General features: G+C 59.7%; 19 protein-coding genes. 11 read left to right on the top strand and 8 right to left on the bottom strand.

Annotation, left to right across the window (positions count from 1 at the left end):
* The first annotated feature begins 40 nt into the window (after positions 1–40).
* Both ACLM42_RS03455 and ACLM42_RS03460 read left to right on the top strand, forming a co-directional pair.
* Positions 41–589, top strand: a complete 549-nt coding sequence (locus tag ACLM42_RS03455; RefSeq protein ID WP_415399737.1) for a hypothetical protein — start codon at positions 41–43, stop codon at positions 587–589.
* Positions 589–930 carry a hypothetical protein gene (locus ACLM42_RS03460; protein ID WP_415399739.1) on the top strand — a complete coding sequence of 114 codons (342 nt, stop codon included), beginning with the start codon at positions 589–591 and terminating at the stop codon, positions 928–930. Before ACLM42_RS03455 ends, ACLM42_RS03460 begins: the two co-directional genes overlap by 1 nt.
* On the opposite strand, the gene arsJ is transcribed toward ACLM42_RS03460, so the two are convergent.
* Together arsJ and ACLM42_RS03470 are read right to left on the bottom strand one after the other, a co-directional pair.
* Positions 921–2,150: an organoarsenical effux MFS transporter ArsJ gene (arsJ, locus tag ACLM42_RS03465; protein ID WP_415399741.1), complete on the bottom strand. Its 1,230-nt coding sequence runs from the start codon at positions 2,148–2,150 to the stop codon at positions 921–923. The genes ACLM42_RS03460 and arsJ overlap by 10 nt on opposite strands.
* Positions 2,147–3,151 (bottom strand): ArsJ-associated glyceraldehyde-3-phosphate dehydrogenase, encoded by a 1,005-nt coding sequence (locus tag ACLM42_RS03470; RefSeq protein ID WP_415400120.1) that lies wholly within the window; start codon positions 3,149–3,151, stop codon positions 2,147–2,149. The genes arsJ and ACLM42_RS03470 overlap by 4 nt, the downstream gene beginning before the upstream one ends.
* Before the next feature lie 82 nt (positions 3,152–3,233).
* Here ACLM42_RS03470 and ACLM42_RS03475 point away from each other — a divergent pair, with 82 nt between their 5' ends.
* The 6 genes from ACLM42_RS03475 (at position 3,234) to ACLM42_RS03500 (ending at position 8,053) form a co-directional block, all read left to right on the top strand.
* Positions 3,234–3,545, top strand: a complete 312-nt coding sequence (locus ACLM42_RS03475) for an ArsR/SmtB family transcription factor (protein WP_415399743.1) — start codon at positions 3,234–3,236, stop codon at positions 3,543–3,545.
* A 91-nt stretch (positions 3,546–3,636) separates the two neighbouring features.
* Positions 3,637–4,617, top strand: a complete 981-nt coding sequence (gene pstS, locus ACLM42_RS03480; RefSeq protein ID WP_415399745.1) for a phosphate ABC transporter substrate-binding protein PstS — start codon at positions 3,637–3,639, stop codon at positions 4,615–4,617.
* A gap of 458 nt (positions 4,618–5,075) precedes the next feature.
* A complete protein-coding gene (gene pstC / locus ACLM42_RS03485) occupies positions 5,076–6,041 on the top strand; it encodes a phosphate ABC transporter permease subunit PstC (RefSeq protein ID WP_415399747.1) in 966 nt (321 codons plus the stop codon).
* A gap of 11 nt (positions 6,042–6,052) precedes the next feature.
* Complete coding sequence (pstA, locus tag ACLM42_RS03490) at positions 6,053–6,937, top strand: phosphate ABC transporter permease PstA (RefSeq protein ID WP_247911936.1); 885 nt, start codon at positions 6,053–6,055, stop codon at positions 6,935–6,937.
* A 42-nt stretch (positions 6,938–6,979) separates the two neighbouring features.
* Positions 6,980–7,777 carry a phosphate ABC transporter ATP-binding protein PstB gene (pstB, locus tag ACLM42_RS03495; protein WP_415399749.1) on the top strand — a complete coding sequence of 266 codons (798 nt, stop codon included), beginning with the start codon at positions 6,980–6,982 and terminating at the stop codon, positions 7,775–7,777.
* Positions 7,778–7,792: 15 nt separating this feature from the next.
* Entirely contained in the window at positions 7,793–8,053 is a 261-nt protein-coding gene (locus ACLM42_RS03500) for a hypothetical protein (protein ID WP_247911310.1), read from the top strand.
* A gap of 3 nt (positions 8,054–8,056) precedes the next feature.
* Here ACLM42_RS03500 and chrA read toward each other — a convergent pair whose 3' ends face one another.
* Positions 8,057–9,199 (bottom strand): chromate efflux transporter, encoded by a 1,143-nt coding sequence (gene chrA, locus ACLM42_RS03505; RefSeq protein WP_415399751.1) that lies wholly within the window; start codon positions 9,197–9,199, stop codon positions 8,057–8,059.
* A complete protein-coding gene (gene ppk1, locus ACLM42_RS03510) occupies positions 9,196–11,298 on the bottom strand; it encodes a polyphosphate kinase 1 (protein ID WP_415399752.1) in 2,103 nt (700 codons plus the stop codon). The genes chrA and ppk1 overlap by 4 nt, the downstream gene beginning before the upstream one ends.
* Positions 11,299–11,917: 619 nt before the next feature.
* Here ppk1 and ACLM42_RS03515 point away from each other — a divergent pair.
* Positions 11,918–12,832 carry a CHAD domain-containing protein gene (locus ACLM42_RS03515; protein ID WP_415399753.1) on the top strand — a complete coding sequence of 305 codons (915 nt, stop codon included), beginning with the start codon at positions 11,918–11,920 and terminating at the stop codon, positions 12,830–12,832.
* 77 nt (positions 12,833–12,909) lie between these two features.
* The gene (locus ACLM42_RS03520) at positions 12,910–13,527 is read left to right on the top strand and encodes a Crp/Fnr family transcriptional regulator (protein WP_415399754.1); all 618 of its coding nucleotides are present in this window, start codon (positions 12,910–12,912) and stop codon (positions 13,525–13,527) included.
* A gap of 3 nt (positions 13,528–13,530) precedes the next feature.
* On the opposite strand, the gene ACLM42_RS03525 is transcribed toward ACLM42_RS03520, so the two are convergent.
* The 4 genes from ACLM42_RS03525 to ACLM42_RS03540 all read right to left on the bottom strand — a co-directional run bounded on the left by ACLM42_RS03525 (position 13,531) and on the right by ACLM42_RS03540 (position 15,886).
* Positions 13,531–14,670: a sensor histidine kinase gene (locus tag ACLM42_RS03525; protein WP_415399755.1), complete on the bottom strand. Its 1,140-nt coding sequence runs from the start codon at positions 14,668–14,670 to the stop codon at positions 13,531–13,533.
* A 3-nt stretch (positions 14,671–14,673) separates the two neighbouring features.
* Positions 14,674–15,378 (bottom strand): response regulator transcription factor, encoded by a 705-nt coding sequence (locus tag ACLM42_RS03530; RefSeq protein WP_415399756.1) that lies wholly within the window; start codon positions 15,376–15,378, stop codon positions 14,674–14,676.
* Between the two features lie 52 nt (positions 15,379–15,430).
* Positions 15,431–15,613, bottom strand: coding sequence for a hypothetical protein (locus ACLM42_RS03535; protein WP_415399757.1), 183 nt, complete (start codon positions 15,611–15,613; stop codon positions 15,431–15,433).
* Positions 15,614–15,709: 96 nt separating this feature from the next.
* Positions 15,710–15,886 (bottom strand): hypothetical protein, encoded by a 177-nt coding sequence (locus ACLM42_RS03540; protein ID WP_415399758.1) that lies wholly within the window; start codon positions 15,884–15,886, stop codon positions 15,710–15,712.
* Positions 15,887–16,202: 316 nt separating this feature from the next.
* Between ACLM42_RS03540 and ACLM42_RS03545 the strand changes: the two genes are divergently transcribed.
* Positions 16,203–16,421, top strand: coding sequence for a ribbon-helix-helix domain-containing protein (locus ACLM42_RS03545; RefSeq protein WP_415399759.1), 219 nt, complete (start codon positions 16,203–16,205; stop codon positions 16,419–16,421).
* The last annotated feature ends 123 nt before the right edge of the window (positions 16,422–16,544 follow it).

Consider the following 16,544-nt stretch of genomic DNA (forward strand, 5'->3'; position numbering starts at 1 on the left):
ATACCCCCAAATGGGGTCGTTGTGGTCGTGTCCTGCGAGCATGGGCGCACTCTCCCGGATGGATGGGATGGCTCTCCCTCGGCTAGGGGCCGTGGCGCTGGTGCTGGTGTTGATGTCGGGTTGTTCTGGGCGTAATCAGAAGGACACGCCAAAGAAGGACAGTGAGGCTCAGCGCCAGGCCTTGGTCCAGTGCCGCCGTTACCGCGAGAGCCTGCCGCCCTTGGTCGAGCGCTACCGCGAGACGGAATCCCGTCTGAAGGCGATTGAGGCGGAGTCATTCACCCAAGCCATGGCTCCATTGCCCTTGGACCCTGAGGAGCAGCGCCTGCTGACGATCTACGACCAGCAGACCGAGCAGGAGCAATACGAGCAGGCCGTTGCGGAGTGGCAGCGCAGCGAAACCAAGCGTCGCCTGGTCTGGCAGGACGCCCAACAACAGCGCCAGGAGGCGGCGGTGACCGAGCGTGATCAGCTGGCGGATCAATTGCGCACGATTCATCCAGCCCTGTTGACCCAGGCCAAGCCCCCCAGCCTTGATTCAGCGGAGTTGGAGCGCTTTTTGGCCTGCTCACCGGAGCGCCTGCGTTAATGCGGCTCGGTCTGTACACAGCCTTTTGTGCGTTGGTGATAGCGGCACCCATGGCGAGCTGGGCCCAGCCGCAGCCCCCACAAGCGGTGCCGGATTGCGTCCGTCGTTTTGGTCACACGGGCTGTGCGGCTCGCCTCTATGCCCAGCTGCTCTGCGACTCCTTTGATCAGCCTGCACTGTTGCTCAGCCAACAGCAGCGGCTCGTTGAGGCGTTTGAGCGGGAGGGGGTGTCCTTTTCAGGAATCACACCAGATGAGGTGGAAACCGCTGCTGTTCGCTACTACACGCCGATGCTCTGCCGGGAGCGCAGCCCCAGAATTCGTGTTCTGTTTCAGCGTTGAGCCGCTCGCACTGGCGGTAAGCGCAGGCTGAAGAGCCAGGCCAAGGCGACCATCAACGAAGAGCACCAAAGACAGGCCTGAAGACCGCCGATCAGGAAGATGGCGCCCGAGAGCAAGGTGCCCAGCAGCCGACCAGCGGCGTTGGCCATGTAATAGAAGCCCACATCCAGGCTCACCGACTCGCTGTCGCTGTAGGCCAGAACCATGTAGCTGTGAATCGATGAATTCATGGCAAAGACCGCGCCAAAGGCGGCCAGTCCAGCAACGATCGCCAGCCCTGGATCCGCCACCTGCCGCCAGAGGGCGATGGCGATCAAAGCGGGAATAGCGGTGAGCAGGGCACTCCAAAACTGAACGGCGCTCACGCCCGGGCTGCGGGTCTGCCCCCAACTGCGCCGCAGTGCCGGGGCGGACCCCTGGACGATCCCGTAGCCGATCACCCAGAGGCCCATGAAGCTGCCCACTTCCCAGAAGCGCCAGCCCAAGGCCGTCTCCAGGAAGACCGGCAGGGCGACCACAAACCAGACATCGCGGGCGCCAAACAGGAACATCCGCGCCAGGGAGAGGACGTTGATCCCTTCGCGTTTGGAGAAGAGGGTTTGGACCTTGGGTTTGCGTTTCATCTGCCCCATGTCCGCGGGCAGCCCCAGGGTGACGAGAAACGCCAGCATCAATCCCGCCGCCATCACGCCCACCGAGGCGTTGAAGCCCAGGGCCGTCAGCAGTACGCCACCAAGGAAAAAGCCGACCCCCTTGAGGGCGTTCTTCGAGCCGGTCAGGATCGCGACCCAGCGGAAGAGTTGCTGATCACCGTCGTTGCTGTTGACAACGGTCTTGATCGCACTTTTGGCGCTCATCTTGTTGAGATCCTTGGCGATTCCGCTGAGGGCCTGGGCGGCCATCACATAGGCGACGCTCCACCACTTCGGCCAGGAATCCGCCACTGGAATCAGCATCAGCAGGGCGCCGATCTGCAGCCAGGTGCCCAGCCAGAGGGTCAGGCGCAGGCCAAAACGTGCCCCGAGCCAGCCGCCATAGAGGTTCGTGAGAATCCCGAAGAATTCGTAGAAGAGAAAGAGAAAGGCGATCTCCAAGCTGGTGTAACCCAGCTGGTGGAAGTGGAAGACCACCAGCATCCGTAGGGCCCCATCGGTCAGGGTGAAGGCCCAGTAGTTCGCGGTGACCCGCTGGTATTGCTCGAGGGCGCTGAGGCTGCTCATCCCTGCTCGATCACATGGCAGACCAGATCGGCCATGCGGGAGCTGTAGCCCCACTCGTTGTCGTACCAGCCGTAGACCTTTAGCTGGGTGCCATCGACCACCATCGTCGAGGGGGCATCAACCACCACGCTGCGGTTGTCGTTGACGTAATCCACCGAGACCAGGGGCCTGGTTTCGTAGCCGAGGATGCCTTGGAGTGCCCCTTGGGACGCCTGCTGGAAGGCTTGGTTGACCGCCTCGGTGCTGGTGGGCCGCTCCAGCTCAAAGACCGCGTCGGTCAAGGAGGCATTCAGCAGGGGAATGCGCACGGCATGGCCGTTGAGCTTGCCCTCGAGTTCCGGGAAGATCATTGCGATCGCCTTGGCTGAACCGGTGGTTGTTGGGATCAGCGATTGAAGGCAGGAGCGTGAACGCCGTAGGTCGCTCTTGAAGGCATCAACGACGACCTGGGTGTTGGTGACGTCGTGCAGGGTCGTGATCGAGCCGTGACGAATCCCGAACTGCTCGTGCACGACCTTCACGATCGGAGCCAGGCAGTTGGTGGTGCAGGACGCCGCCGTCAGCAGCCGGTGCTCGCTTCGGTCATAGAGATCGTGGTTGATCCCGTAGACGATGTTCAGTGCCCCCTTGACCGGGCAGCCCACCACCACACGCTTGATCCCGGTCTGGCTGAAGTAGGGCTCCAGGGTCTCCGTGGTCTTGAAGCGCCCGCTGCATTCGAGCACCAGTTCCACCCCGGCGGCCGCCCAGGGCACCTCAGCGGGGGTGGCGCAGCGGCTGAAACCCAGGCGTTGCCCGCCGATCAGCAGTGCGGTTTCGCTGGTCGCTTCCGCCTGGCGATCCCAGCGCCCATGGACGGAATCGAAGCAGAGCAGGTGGGCGGCGGACTCGGCCGTGGCCTGGTTGTCGTTGATCAGAACGATTTCAATGCCCGGCCTTCCCCAGAGGGCGCGGCAGACCAGCCGTCCGATCCGCCCGAAGCCGTTGATGCCAATCCGCATGCGCTGCACACGATCAATCAACCAATCTTGATGCATCAAGGTTTCTTGATTGGTTAAGGTTCGGTTAGGCGCGGCCTGAGCCATGACCCCAGCCACCAGTGCTCAGCAGCTCTGTGCCCTGTTCAAAGCCTTGGCGGACCCGCGCCGCCTAGAGGTGGTGCGGGCCTTGGCGGCCGGAGAGCGCTGCGTCTGTGAGCTCACCGAGCAGATGGGAGTGGCCCAGTCCAAGCTCTCTTTTCACCTCAAGGTGATGCGGGAGGCGGGCCTGCTGGAGTCCCGCGTCCAGGGACGTTGGATCTACTACCGCCTGCGCCCGGAAGCGTTCGCGGAGTTGGGCGATTGGCTTGAGCGTTTGCAGACCTGTGAGCCGCTCAAAGCCCAGTCCTGCTGTTGATTGATGCAATGTTCACGCAGCCTTAACCCGCCCCTAACGCGGGGTGGAGCTTCGGTTGCGTTGATGGAGAAGAACCCCAAAGGTTTTATCCATGACCTTCGCGAAGAAGGCCCTTCTGATCGGCTCCTTGCTGGCGGTCGGCACCGGCATGTCCGCCTCGGCCGCAGACCGCCTCAGTGCTGCTGGCGCAACCTTCCCCGCCAAGATCTATCAGCGCTGGTTCGCTGACCTGGCGAAGGCTGGTGGCCCCCAGGTCAACTACCAAGCCGTTGGCTCCGGCTCCGGCCGGAAGGCCTTCATCGACCAGACCGTGAACTTCGCGGCCTCTGATGATCCGATGAAGGCCAAGGACATTGCCAAGGTGACCCGCGGTCTGGTCCAGATCCCCATGGTGGGCGGCACCATCGCCTTTGGTTACAACAAGCCCGGCTGCGAGCTCAAGCTCACCCAGAAGCAAGCTGTCCAAGTGGCGATCGGCAAGATCACCAACTGGAAGGACCTCGGTTGCTCCGCTGGTGCCATCACCTGGGTGCACCGCTCCGATGGCTCCGGAACCACCAAGGCTTTCACGCAATCCCTTGCTTCTTTCTCCCCGGAGTGGAAGTTGGGTGTTGGTAAGTCCGTGCGTTGGCCTGGTGCGAACGCCGTGGGTGCCAAGGGCAACTCCGGTGTCGCCGGCGTGATCGCCAATAAACAGGGTGCGATTGGGTACGTCAACCAGTCCTACATCCGTGGTGCCGTCAAGGCTGCTGCTCTGCAGAACAAGTCGGGTGAGTTCATCAAGCCCAGCTACACCTCCGGTGCGAAGGCTCTGAACGGCATCAAGCTCGATCAGAACCTGGCTGGCTCGAACCCCAACCCCACCGCAAAGGGCGCGTATCCCATCGCGACCCTCACCTGGGCCCTGGCCTATGCCAAGGGCAATGGTGCCAACGCCGACACCATCAAGAAGACCTTCAACTACATGCTGAGCGACCAGGCTCAGGCCAAGGCTGACGACCTCGGTTTCGTACCCCTTAAGGGCGCGATCCTCTCGAAAGCCCGCGCTGCTGTGAACAAGATCGGCAAGTGATCCTTCGGGATGACTGATGGATGAAGGGCAGGTTTGATCCCCTGCCCTTTTTTTCTTGTGAGCTGAGTCGAGTTGCCAAAAAAAACCACCCCTTCGAGGGTGGTTTTTTTTTGGCAATAGATCTATCTCTTGTCCACTGCTGGGGACTGCTCCCCTTTTTCTGATTTTTGCTTCTTGCGCTTCCCAGGCTGATCGCGCTGGTTGACACTGTTCACCCATCCGCACCCGGGGACGAAGCTGATGGATCCGAACGGGGTGTTTACCAGCAATGTTGATTAACATAGTTTGTTAAAGATATCGGCTTTTTTTCTTGTGTGGAGTATTCCTTGCTACCAAGAAAGTGCTTTGTCAGCCTTTTGCTTGTCGACGATGGTCGCTCTTGTTAAGCGCCTCTTAAGGAGACTTTGCCTGGGTTGTGACAACTTATAGGAAGTGACTTTCTGGTTGTGGATCAGACCGTGCCTCCTCCCTGTGCGCAGGGGGCTCCTCCGGTTTACACGCTTCGACGACGGCCCATTTCCGAGAAGTTGGTTGATGAGGGATTCAGGCGACTTGTTGTCGGTTTGGCCTCGATCGTGGGCTTGGTTCTGGCTGGGATCTTGATCACCGTTCTGTGGGGATCAAGGGAGGCGATGGCCGAATTCGGTCTGTCCTTTTTGGTTGTCTCCGATTGGGATCCTGGCCTGAATAGCTATGGCGCACTTACGGCGATCTACGGCACGTTGGTGTCGTCCGTGTTGGCCATCTTGATTGCGGTGCCGTTGGGTGTGGGAACGGCCATCTTTATTACCGAGAACTTGATTCCTTCCGGCTACCGGCAAGTGATCGGCTTGATGGTCGAGCTGCTCGCGGCGATTCCATCGGTTGTGCTCGGCCTCTGGGCGATCTTTGTGATGGAGCCGTTCCTTCGGCCCATTCTTCAGGTCTTGCACGACCGATTGGGCTGGATGCCCTTCTTCGCGACGGAGCCCTTGGGACCTGGGATGGCTCCTGCTGTCTTGATCCTTGTGGTGATGATCTTGCCCATCATCACCGCGATTGCCAGGGATTCACTGCAGCAAGTGCCAAATGAACTCCGCCAAGCGGCCTACGGCGTCGGCACGACCCGTTGGCAGGCGATTGTTCAGGTGATTTTGCCCGCGGCTGTCTCGGGGATCACCGGTGGTGTGATGTTGGCCTTGGGCCGGGCGATGGGGGAAACCATGGCGGTCACCATGATCATCGGTAATTCCAACAACTTCAGCTTGAGCCTCTTGGCTCCTGCGAACACCATCTCGGCCATGCTGGCCAACCAGTTCGGCGAAGCCGACGGTATTCAGATCTCCGCTCTGATGTATGCCGCGTTTGTCTTGATGATCATGACGCTGGTCGTCAACGTGTTGGCGCAGTGGATTGTGCGTCGGCTCAGTTTGAAGTACGCCTAGGAGGAAGACCAATGTCGATTTCTAGGTCGAATCGCTCGCTTTATTTCAACCCGAACCTGCCCCGCAATCGCTGGAATTTTGCGTTGACAGCGGTTGCTGTTGCGTTTTCCTGCTTCGCAGTCCTGCCACTCGTGCTGGTGCTGGGCTACGTGCTGCTGAAGGGCGGATCCTTTCTTTCCGTCTCGCTGTTGACCGAATTGCCCCCACCTCCAGGTCTTGAGGAGGGCGGCATCGGCAATGCCATCGTCGGCACCATCATCGTCACCTTGATTGCCAGCGTCATTGCCGTTCCCGTTGGCATTGGCGGTGGCATCTATCTCGCGGAATTCTCCCGTTCCGGTTCCTTTGCCTCCTTTGTTCGCTTTGGAACCAATGTCTTGGCTGGTGTGCCCTCGATCATCTGCGGCGTCTTTGTCTATGGCTTGATCGTGAGTACCCGGTTGCTCTTCGGCCAGAGCTACAGCGCCCTTGCTGGAGGAATTGCGCTGGCCGTCTTGATGCTGCCAACCGTGATCAAGACCACCGATGAAGCGTTGAAATTGGTGCCCAATGAATTGCGCTGGGGGTCCTTGGGGTTGGGCGCCTCGCAGTTTGTCACGGTCACGCAGGTCACGCTGCCTGCGTCTTTAACCTCGATCGCGACAGGGGTTGTGTTGGGTATTGCCCGAGCAGCGGGTGAAACAGCTCCCTTGATCTTTACCGCGCTCTTTTCTCCCTTCTGGCCCGAAGGCATTCTCGGCCCGATCGCCTCGATGTCGGTGCTGATCTACAACTTTGCGATCATGCCGCTGGAATTCCAGAACAACTTGGCTTGGGCCTCTTCTTTTGTGTTGGTGGTGATGATCTTGCTCTCCAATCTTCTGGCGCGCTGGATCTCGCGGGTCACATCCAACTAGTCCTTCCGTTTACACCCTCTTGTCCTGATCTCCTGAGTTGCCATGAACCAAGCCGTTCCCTCCTCCCCTTGCCTGGAACTGGAGAATGTCAGCATTAGTTACTTCTCCAACGTGGCCGTTCGCGGGGTACATATGCAGATCCCACGCCACCAGGTCACGGCCTTTATCGGTCCATCTGGTTGCGGCAAGAGTACGGTGCTGCGTGCGCTGAACCGCATGAATGATCTGATTGACGGTTGTTCATTGCAGGGGCGGGTGATCTTCGATGGCCACGACATGTATTCGTCTGCCGTTGACCCGGTCGAGGTGCGACGGCGCATCGGCATGGTGTTTCAAAAGCCCAATCCCTTCCCCAAGAGCATCTACGAGAACATTGCTTTTGGTGCACGCATTAATGGCTATTCCGGCGACATGGATGAGCTGGTGGAGCGATCTCTGCGCAAGGCCGCACTTTGGGATGAGACCAAGGACAAGCTGGCCGAAAGTGGCTATGCCCTCTCCGGTGGTCAACAACAGCGCCTCTGCATTGCCCGCACCATTGCTGTGGAACCGGAGGTGATCCTGATGGATGAACCCTGCTCCGCCTTGGACCCTATCTCTACCTTGAAGATCGAAGAGATGATCCATGAGCTGAAGAACAGCTACACGATCGTCATCGTCACCCACAACATGCAACAGGCCGTGCGTGTGAGCGACATGACGGGCTTCTTCAATGTCAACAGCTTTGAGGACACCGACGCCAAAGTGGGCTGTCTGGAGGAATTTGCGGATACCGAAACCATCTTCAATGCACCGCGCCAACAGGCCACCCAGGACTATGTCTCTGGGCGCTTTGGTTGATTGCGAGTTACCGCTATGCACTCCTTTCAGCCCAATGAGCCTGACCGCTCGGACGTAGGCCCCACCCCGCTCGAGGCCTTCAGCCACTACAGAGGACCGGACTGGTCACCGGAGCGGTTGCTCTTCCATCAAAACCTTGAACGCTTTGCTGACCGCGTTGGCCTGATCGTTGGCTTACAGGGCAATGGAAAGATCACCCAGGATGCGGCCTACGACGAGATCAAGAAGCTCTGGAGTGAGTTGGGCTTGAGCCGCTCCCACTTGTTTGAGGACTGAGTCTTAGCGAGCCACCAGCAGTCCAAGGCCCGCTGCCCCCAGCAGCAGTGCCGCCGGTGAGATCTTCCACTGCAGTTGCAGCACGAAGGTGACGAGCAGGACGGACCATTGGCCGAGCCCATGCAGACTGTCCAGGCTCAGGCGAAGGGCTGCTGCGGCGACCACGGCTGGAACAGCCGCGATGACGCCGTCTCGAAACGCCTGAACGATGGGGCGGGTTCGGATTCTCTCGATCAGGGGTGCGGCCGCAAGGATGAAGGCAAAACTCGGCAGGAAGATGGCTGTTGTCGCGACCAACGCTGCCGCGATCGCGAACCAACCCCCTGCCAGGTTGGCCCCGGCTTGAAATCCCACGAAGGCGCTGCTGAGCACCACCGGTCCTGGGGAGAGTTGACCAATGGCGATGCCATCGAGAAAGCCACCGCTGCTCATCCAGCCGTGATCGAGAACCGGCCCCTCCAGCAGCGGGATGATCACAAAGCCGCCTCCAAAAATGAGCAAACCTGCCCGCAGGAAGACGTCGAAGAGTTCAGCGATGAGGTGCAGCTTGGGCTGGGCCGCCATGAGCAGTTCCAACCCCAGCCATGGAGCCAGGGATAGAGAACGCGTCCTCTGCTGCCACGCCATGCGCAACAGCCCGCTCGCCAGCAACACGAGGCCAAGCGGCGCATTGACTCCCCACAGCTGACAGGCGGCCAACATCACAAAGACCAAGCCTGCACTCCAGCGCTCCCAGGTTGGGCGTTTGCGCTGGAGGAGTTGCGCGGCAAAGGCCCAGATCACAGCGGCAACCACCGGTTGGATCGCCGAGGAGATCGCCCGGAGTGCCTTGAGGTCGCTGCTGGACCGCCAAAGGACACTCAAGGCGAGGACCACGAGCAATCCAGGCAGAAGAAATCCAAGGCCGCTCACTAATCCCCCGGCCATACCGCGGCAGCGCCAGCCCAGAAAGATCGCCATTTGGCTTGAGGCCGGTCCCGGCAGTGCTTCGCAGAGGGCGAGCCCTTCTTCAAAGTCTTCTGCTTTGACCCAGAGGCGTTGTTCAACAAACGTCTCCCGCAGCAGCGCCATATGGGCCTTGGGACCCCCAAAAGCTACAGCCCCCAAGCGCAGGCAGATCAGACCCAGCTCCCCGAGGCTGATCATCTCTTGCTCTGCATCAGCTGCTCTTGGGCGCTGTTATCTGGCGTTTCTTGCCCGGGCGGCCTGTAGCGGCCGTTGGCCTGAAGCAGCCAGCCCGCTGAGCTGTCCTTGATGTAGAGCTCCAGTAGTTCCCCTAGCCGTTCCACCAGGCCGGGTTGCTCAATCGGTACGACGGCCTCCACCCTGCGGTCCAGGTTGCGAGGCATCCAATCGGCGCTTCCCAGCCAGACCTGGGGCGCGTTGTCGTTCTCGAACCAGAAGACTCGTGAGTGTTCAAGGAAGCGGCCCACAACACTGCGAATCCTGATCCGCTCACTCAGGCCAGCGACTCCGCTGGTGCAGCTGCAGGCCCCCCTCACAATCAGCTCGACCGGAACCCCTGCCTTTGAGGCGTCATAGAGCTTGTCGATCAGGCGTTGATCCACCAACGCATTCATCTTGGCTTTGATCCCGCAGCGGCGCCCGGCATGGGCGTGCTGGATTTCTCGCTCGATCAGCTCCAGCATCCGTTCCCTCAGGGTCGTCGGTGCCACGAGCAATTTCCGGTAAGCACTCTGTTTGGAGAAGCCGGTCAGGTAGTTGAACAGGCTGATCAGGTCTTGCCCCAAGTCGGCATCCGCCGAGAGCAGGCCCAGATCGGTGTAGAGCGCGGCTGTTTTGGAGTTGTAGTTCCCGGTGCCGACGTGGCTGTAGGTCCGAAGCACTCCTTTCTCACGCCGGATCACCAGCGCAATTTTGGTGTGGGTTTTGAGGCCGATCACCCCATACACCACATGCACCCCTGAGCGCTCCAGTTGCCGTGCCCAGCGGATGTTGTTGTCTTCGTCGAAGCGTGCCTTGAGTTCGACGAGTGCCAAGACCTGTTTGCCGCGTTCCGCCGCAGCAATCAGGCTGGCGATGATCGGGGAATCCTTGGAGACGCGATAGAGCGTGATCTTGATCGCTTGAACGTCCGGGTCGCAGGCGGCTTGGTGGATGAACTCCTCCACCGTGGACTCAAAGCGATCAAAGGGATGGTGCAGGAGCACATCACCCCGTCGAATCGCCGTAAAGATGCTTTCGCGAGCTTGTCGTCCCTCCTCTGGAGACTGGCAGCCCCGTAGGGGTGCGGGGGTTGAGCCATGGAAGGGGCGGTCCTTGAGGGCTGGTGCATTGACCCCGTGCAGCGCCATCAGGTCCTCGAGCCCGAGGAATCTGTCCACCCGTTGCACCCAATTGGCGTCCACCCCCATGCCAGCGATCAGTTGCTGTTGAACCCTGCGGGGGGTGTCGCCGCTGAGTTCTAGGCGCACGACCTCGCCACCGGCTTTTCTGCGCCGGAGACTGGTTTGCATCGCCTCCATCAGATCCTCGGCCTCCTCCTCTTGGAGAGCGAGATCGGCGTCGCGGGTGACGCGGAACAGACTGATGCTGCTGATCCGGCGTCCTGGAAGGAGGGCCCTCAGGTTGTTGCGGATGACCTGCTCGAGCGGGACGCAGAGGTGAAGGGCGCCAGCGCGTTCTCCGTGCAAGGCCACCGGAAGGGTGATCCAGCGTGGGATGTTTTTGTTGGGAAGCTTCAGGCGAATCAGTTCGTTCGTACCTAAGCCCGAACCTTGAATCTCGACTGCGAGGTTGATGCTCAGGCTGCTGATGAAGGGAAATGGTTTTCCTGGGATGTTCAGTCGTGTCGCCGTGAGGACCGGCTGAATCTGGGCCTGGAAGTAACTCGCCAGCCAATCCTTTTGGCGTCTGGAGAGTTGTGGGTAGTCCAGGATGCCAACGCCTCGCTGCTCCAGTTGGGGCAGAAGCCGGTGCTTGAGATGGTGGTGCTGCTGCTTGAGGAGCGGCCCTAGCTGATGGTGGATCGCTTGTAATTGTTCAGCCGCCGAGCTTCCGTCAATACTGAGTCGGCTGGAATTGGACTCTAGTTGTGCGATCAGGGAGGCCACCCTGACCATAAAGAATTCATCGAGATTATTGCTAAAAATCGCGCTGAACTTGGCCTGCTCAAGCAGAGGTGACTTGCTCTGCAAAGCAAGATCGAGAACCCGTTGATTGAAGGCAATCCAGCTCAATTCACGATTGATATATCGCTTCGCCCTGACGTCGTCTACGTCCATCGTTCTGGATGCCAAGCTCCCGTCTACCTGGTCAAGGTTATGGGCCGGTTAAGGCGGCCTGGCCTTGTTTTGTGGCTCACTATTCTCTTGCCTGTAGCCCTGATCACGCCTGCGGGAGCGACTCTTCTGTTGCAATACAGCAGTTGCTTTCGGATGGGCGTGAGCTGGCTCCGGTCTTCACTCTCCTGCCTGCTGATTCAGGGTCTTTGCCTTGTCGCTGTGACCCAAATCCAGCGCATGGCCGGATCGTCTTCTATTGATTCAACTCCAGTGTTACGCGCTCTTTAATCTTTCTTCTTGACTGTTAACGGTCCGCGCGTTGATGCTGAGGTTAGAACCGGGTTTTGGACCACTCGCGTGAGCCAATCCCACGACCTTTCCTCCGGCTCTCAGTCGCACGATCCTGGCGTCTCTGAACCGCTTCGCGTGGACTCTTCTGAGCAATCAGTCCCTGGCGCTGCAGAGCCGCAGGATTGCGATGCCCGCTGGCGTGAGCAACTCCTGGAGAGTGGCTCAACACCCGCACGTCTCTTTTTTTGATTGCTCGGTATTAATTCGCCGTTAATCCATCTGGCTGTCAGCGGCGTTAGCTCTGGAGCATGCCGCTGCTCAGGCTGTGGTGAAATTCACACCTCAAACTGATGTCACCTGCTTGGTGTACGTGCAGGGGGCCATGCACGAGAACCTCAGGCGGATCATTTCCCTGCAGTCCGATGTTCTCGCGGATCAGGATCCGGAACCTCTGCATCAGCTCAGGGTCAACCTTCGCCAACTGAAAACCCTTCGGCTGCAGTTCTCGGCCCTCGGGGTCTGGCCTGAGGAGTTCAGTGCGCCGCGCATTGCCAAACTCTGTAGTCGGCTGGGACTCACGCGCGATCTGGATGTATTGCGTCAGCGGATCGATGCATCCTTGTTGCCGCTGCTTCCCGAGGCCGAAGTGGTGGCGATTAAACCGTTTCGGAAGCAACTCAAGCGGGAGCGTCGACTGGCTTTTGCTGAGCTCAGTGAGACCCTGCGCAGTCAGCGCTACCTGAAGATGCTCTCTCGGCTGCAGGCCTGGATCAAAGCTCCTATCGGTACCGCTCTTGCCGCGGAGCCCCTGCACGATTGGCTGCCGGAGCTCCAGGGTCAGCTGATCGGCGATCTCTTTCTGTTACCGGGCTGGATGGTTCCTGATGCCAGCGAACCCAGCTCGGCTGCCGTTCTGCATCAGTTGCGCAAGCGACTGAAAACGCTCCGCTACGGCCTGGCACATTTTCATCAGGCCGCCGTTGTGGAGCATGGCTCCCTGCTGGCTCAGCTCAAGGCTCTGCAGGATTGTCTGGGTGACCTCAACGACCTAGTGGTGCTGCGAGGAGCCCTGCGTACCAGCCTTGATCTCAATCCCAAGAAAGCGCTGCCGCGGTTCTCTGATCAGTTGGACGCTGCCCGTGATCAGGCCTGGCTGCGTTGGTTGGAGCTCTCCCGGGCCTGGCTCACCAAGGGCGATCGATTGCGCCTTTATCAACGGTTGCTGGTGCTAACCGATGCTTAACCAATTGGCTACCCAGTCTTTGTTGCTGGTCTGGTCGGGCTTCATACATTGCTCTGGACGCCTGAGCACACCGCTCCATGGTTTTCACGCCTAGCCATTCCTCGAGCTTCCGAGGAATGCTCGAAGATACTTTCCGTCGCCGCGATCTCGTCACCCTGACCGCCGGTAGCCGCGTGCCCATGCTTCGCAACCACGTTTGGTTGGTGGCGCGTGGCATGGTCAAGCTGAGCTCGATGAATGAGCAGGGGGAAGATGTTCTTCTGGCACTCGCCGGTCCGAACGAACCTTTCGGCGAGCCTCTCAGCAACCTGGATCTCTACGAGGCCACGACGTTGAGTGATTGCGATCTGCTCTGCCTTCCTATGGAGGAGATTCAGCAGGCCCCGCATCTTGCACAGACACTGATGTTGGCGCTGATCAGTCGTACCCGTCAGTCCGAGGCTTTGATTGCGCTTCTGGGACGTCGCCGTGTTGAAGACCGGGTGCGCGGCTTTCTGGAATTGCTTGCTGAGGAGTACGGCCAGCCCTGTGAGGACGGTCTACGATTGAATCTGCGATTAACCCACCAGGACATTGCCGGTGCGCTGTGCACCACTCGCGTCACCGTGACCCGGATCTTGGGTTTGCTGCGGGAGGAGGGTTGGCTGAAGCATGACAGTCAGCGCCAGCTGGTGATTAGCAACCTGCCGATCTAATCCTCAAGCCCTGGGCAGGAAGAGTTCCAGCACGGCTCCTCCCTCGGGGTGGTTTCGCGCCCGCACTAGACCCCCTTGGCTCAGGGCAATCTGTCGAACGATCGCCAGCCCCAAGCCGCTCCCGTTTCTTGGCCCCCGAGCTCGGGAGGGATCGCCCCGGTAGAAACGCTCGAACATGCGATCCAGATCGGTTTCGCTTAGGCCGGGGCCGTGGTCGCGCACGGCGATCAGACACCAGCGATTCCGCTCTTTGATGGTGAGTTCGATACTGCTGCCATCGGGGCTGAATCGCAGCGCGTTCTCGATCAGGTTGAAGAGTGCTTGGTGCAGCCGAGCTGGCTCGACGCAGACCTGTCTGGCTTGATCGTTCTTGGGCTCGACCCTGAGTTGGATGCCCCTTGGCAAGGCGAGCTCTTGCAGGGTGGACCAGGTCTGATCAATGACGTCTCTGGGATCGAGGGTTGCTGGTCGCCGGCTTGGGCTTGCCAGGGTGTTGTCCAGCCTGGAGAGATCCAGCAGGTCCCCCACCAACTTCTGCAGTCGCGCGAGCTCTTTCTCCAGGCGCTCTACGAGAACCGCCTGGCGACCTTCGGCCTTGAGGGAGAGGCTTTCACTGACCAACCGCAGCGCTGTGATCGGGGTCTTGAGTTCATGGGCCACATCACTGACCCACTGTTCTTGTTGCTGGAGTTGCAGTTTGAGCGGGTTGCTTCCTTCAATCTGCAGTGCCAGCCAGCCCCGTTCTCCGGGCATGACGCGTACGGAGAGATCGGCGCGGCCAATGCTCCATTCACCCCGTTGGGCGAGTCCCGTGTTGCGGCAAAGCTCCAGCAGGTGCAAGAGCTCGGCGCTGGGTTCAAGGTCATTGAGGTGGTGGAGCTGGGGGGCCAGAGAGCTTTCTCGAACCAGGAGTGATTCAGCGCGGTGATTGATGATCTCGATCCGGTTCGCACCATCGAGCACGAGCCAGCCTTGCGGGGCGGAGCTGATCCATTCGCGCAACTGCAACTCAGGGATCGGTTGCCGGCGCCGCAGTCGCGTCAGCACCACGGCTTGCTTGCGCTTCCCGCTGTGCCAGAGCCCAACGGTGAGGCCGCCGAGGGCAAAGCCGAGGGCCAGTTGCAGGGCGGTTTGGGCTGTCATCGCCTATCCGAAGCGATAGCCAAAGCCGCGCACCGTGATCAGCTTGGTGGGTTTGGAGGGGTCCACTTCGATTTTTTCGCGCAACCAGCGGATGTGGACATCAACGGTTTTGTTGTCACCGATGTAGTCGAAGCCCCAGACCTGCTCAATCAATTGCTCGCGGCTCCAGACCCGTTTGGGGTGCTGCATGAAGAGCTCCAGCAACTTGAACTCCTTGGGGGAGAGCTTGAGCTCGAGCCCGTCGAGGCAGACGCGGCATTCGGCGGGGAACAGGCTCAAGTTCTCCGTCTTGAGTTCGCTTGCCTGTTGGTCACTGGGTTGATGGCGCCGCAGCAGAGCGCGGCAACGGGCAACCAGCTCACGGATGCCAAAGGGCTTGACCAGGTAGTCATCGGCCCCCAGTTCCAGGCCCAGCACGCGATCGGTTTCGGTGTCCCGGGCGCTCACCATCAGCACCAGGGGGCGTTGCGGCAGCTCGATCAGTTGGCGGCAGAGATCGAGACCGTTGATGCCCGGGAGCATCACATCGAGGACGATCAGTTCAAACGGTTCACGTTTGAGGCGATCCCAGGCGCTCTGGCCGTTGGTCGCTGCCGTGACGCTGAAGCCTTCGATTTCGAGCGCTTCGCAGACCGTCTCCCGGATCGTGTCATCGTCTTCGACCACCAGCAGCCGTGTTCCGTTGCTGCCTGGGTAGAGCACCGTCATCCATCCATTCTCGTGGTCAGGGCCTGTAGCCCAGAACACATCACGAGGGTTCTTAGCCCTTGTTCTCCCCGTTGAGATTGCACTGGGTGAGATCGGGATTGGTCAGGCGTTCGAGGACCCGTTGCAAATCCACTGGGGAGAGTTCGCCGTCGTTGCCCCACTTAAGGCTGGTGCTGGAGGCAGAGCGCTGCTTGCCGTCCTGGCTTGGCTGTTGGCTGATGCTGTCGGGCCCCATGCCGTTGATTTGTCCTGAAATCCACACTAAAGGCCTGAGTCGCTCTTTGTCCTCGTTAATAGCTGTGTTTTCGGGTCAAGGGTTGCAAGGCTTTGCCTAGTCATTGGTTGCGGCTGCAGCAACGAAAGCCTCCAGGAGCTCTTGAGCGATCTCTTCAATCGTTTGTTCAGAGGCTTGGCTGAGCGCCATCAGCTGACGGTGGGTCTCTTCACTCAGCTCGAGGTCAAGCCGCGCGCTGAGTTCTGGCTCGCCTCGGAAGGGATATGTCTCCATCGGTGGATTAATCAATGCTGGTCAGCGCTTCTGTTGCCCATGGCGTTGCTGACCCCGTTGTATCAAGGGCATGCATGAGCGCTTGGTTTTCTCCAAACCCTCTGCGCCTCGGTGATCCTCGTCTGAATAGATCTGAGGCGTTAGCGGCCCACGCAGGTGCCATCCGTCCAAAGCTAAAGAAAGCCTTAAGAACTCTAGGTCTGGTTTGAGCTCTTTTTCTGATCGCGCAATCTCATGTCACAGCCCGCAAGCGCCATGGTTGCGCTCGCCTCAAAACCAAAGCAATAATTAAAAAAAATCAGTGTGCGGAGGTGGCATGGAATGTGTGCCTACCAGCAACGCCCCTGGTCCTCCCGGGGCTCAGCTCAGGAGTTCCAAGAGAATTTCGATCACTCTCAATTACGAGACGTTCAAGGCTCTCGAGGAGATCAGCGCTGTCGAAGGGCGTTCCCTGAGCAACCTGGCCTCCTACCTCCTTGAGCGCTCGTTGGTCGACGCTGCTGAACGGCAGCTTTCCAGCGCGGCCCCCCATTGAGTTCATGGATGAGCCCCTCCAGGGCTTGTCTTGTTCTCTTCACTGTGGCTTGTCCCGAATAAAAAGCCCCCCTGCTGAGGCAGGAGGGCGAAGGGATTTGCGGGTGATCCAAGCGCGTGAGGC

It is taken from the genome of Synechococcus sp. W4D4, from assembly GCF_047716805.1.
Lineage (GTDB): Bacteria > Cyanobacteriota > Cyanobacteriia > PCC-6307 > Cyanobiaceae > Vulcanococcus.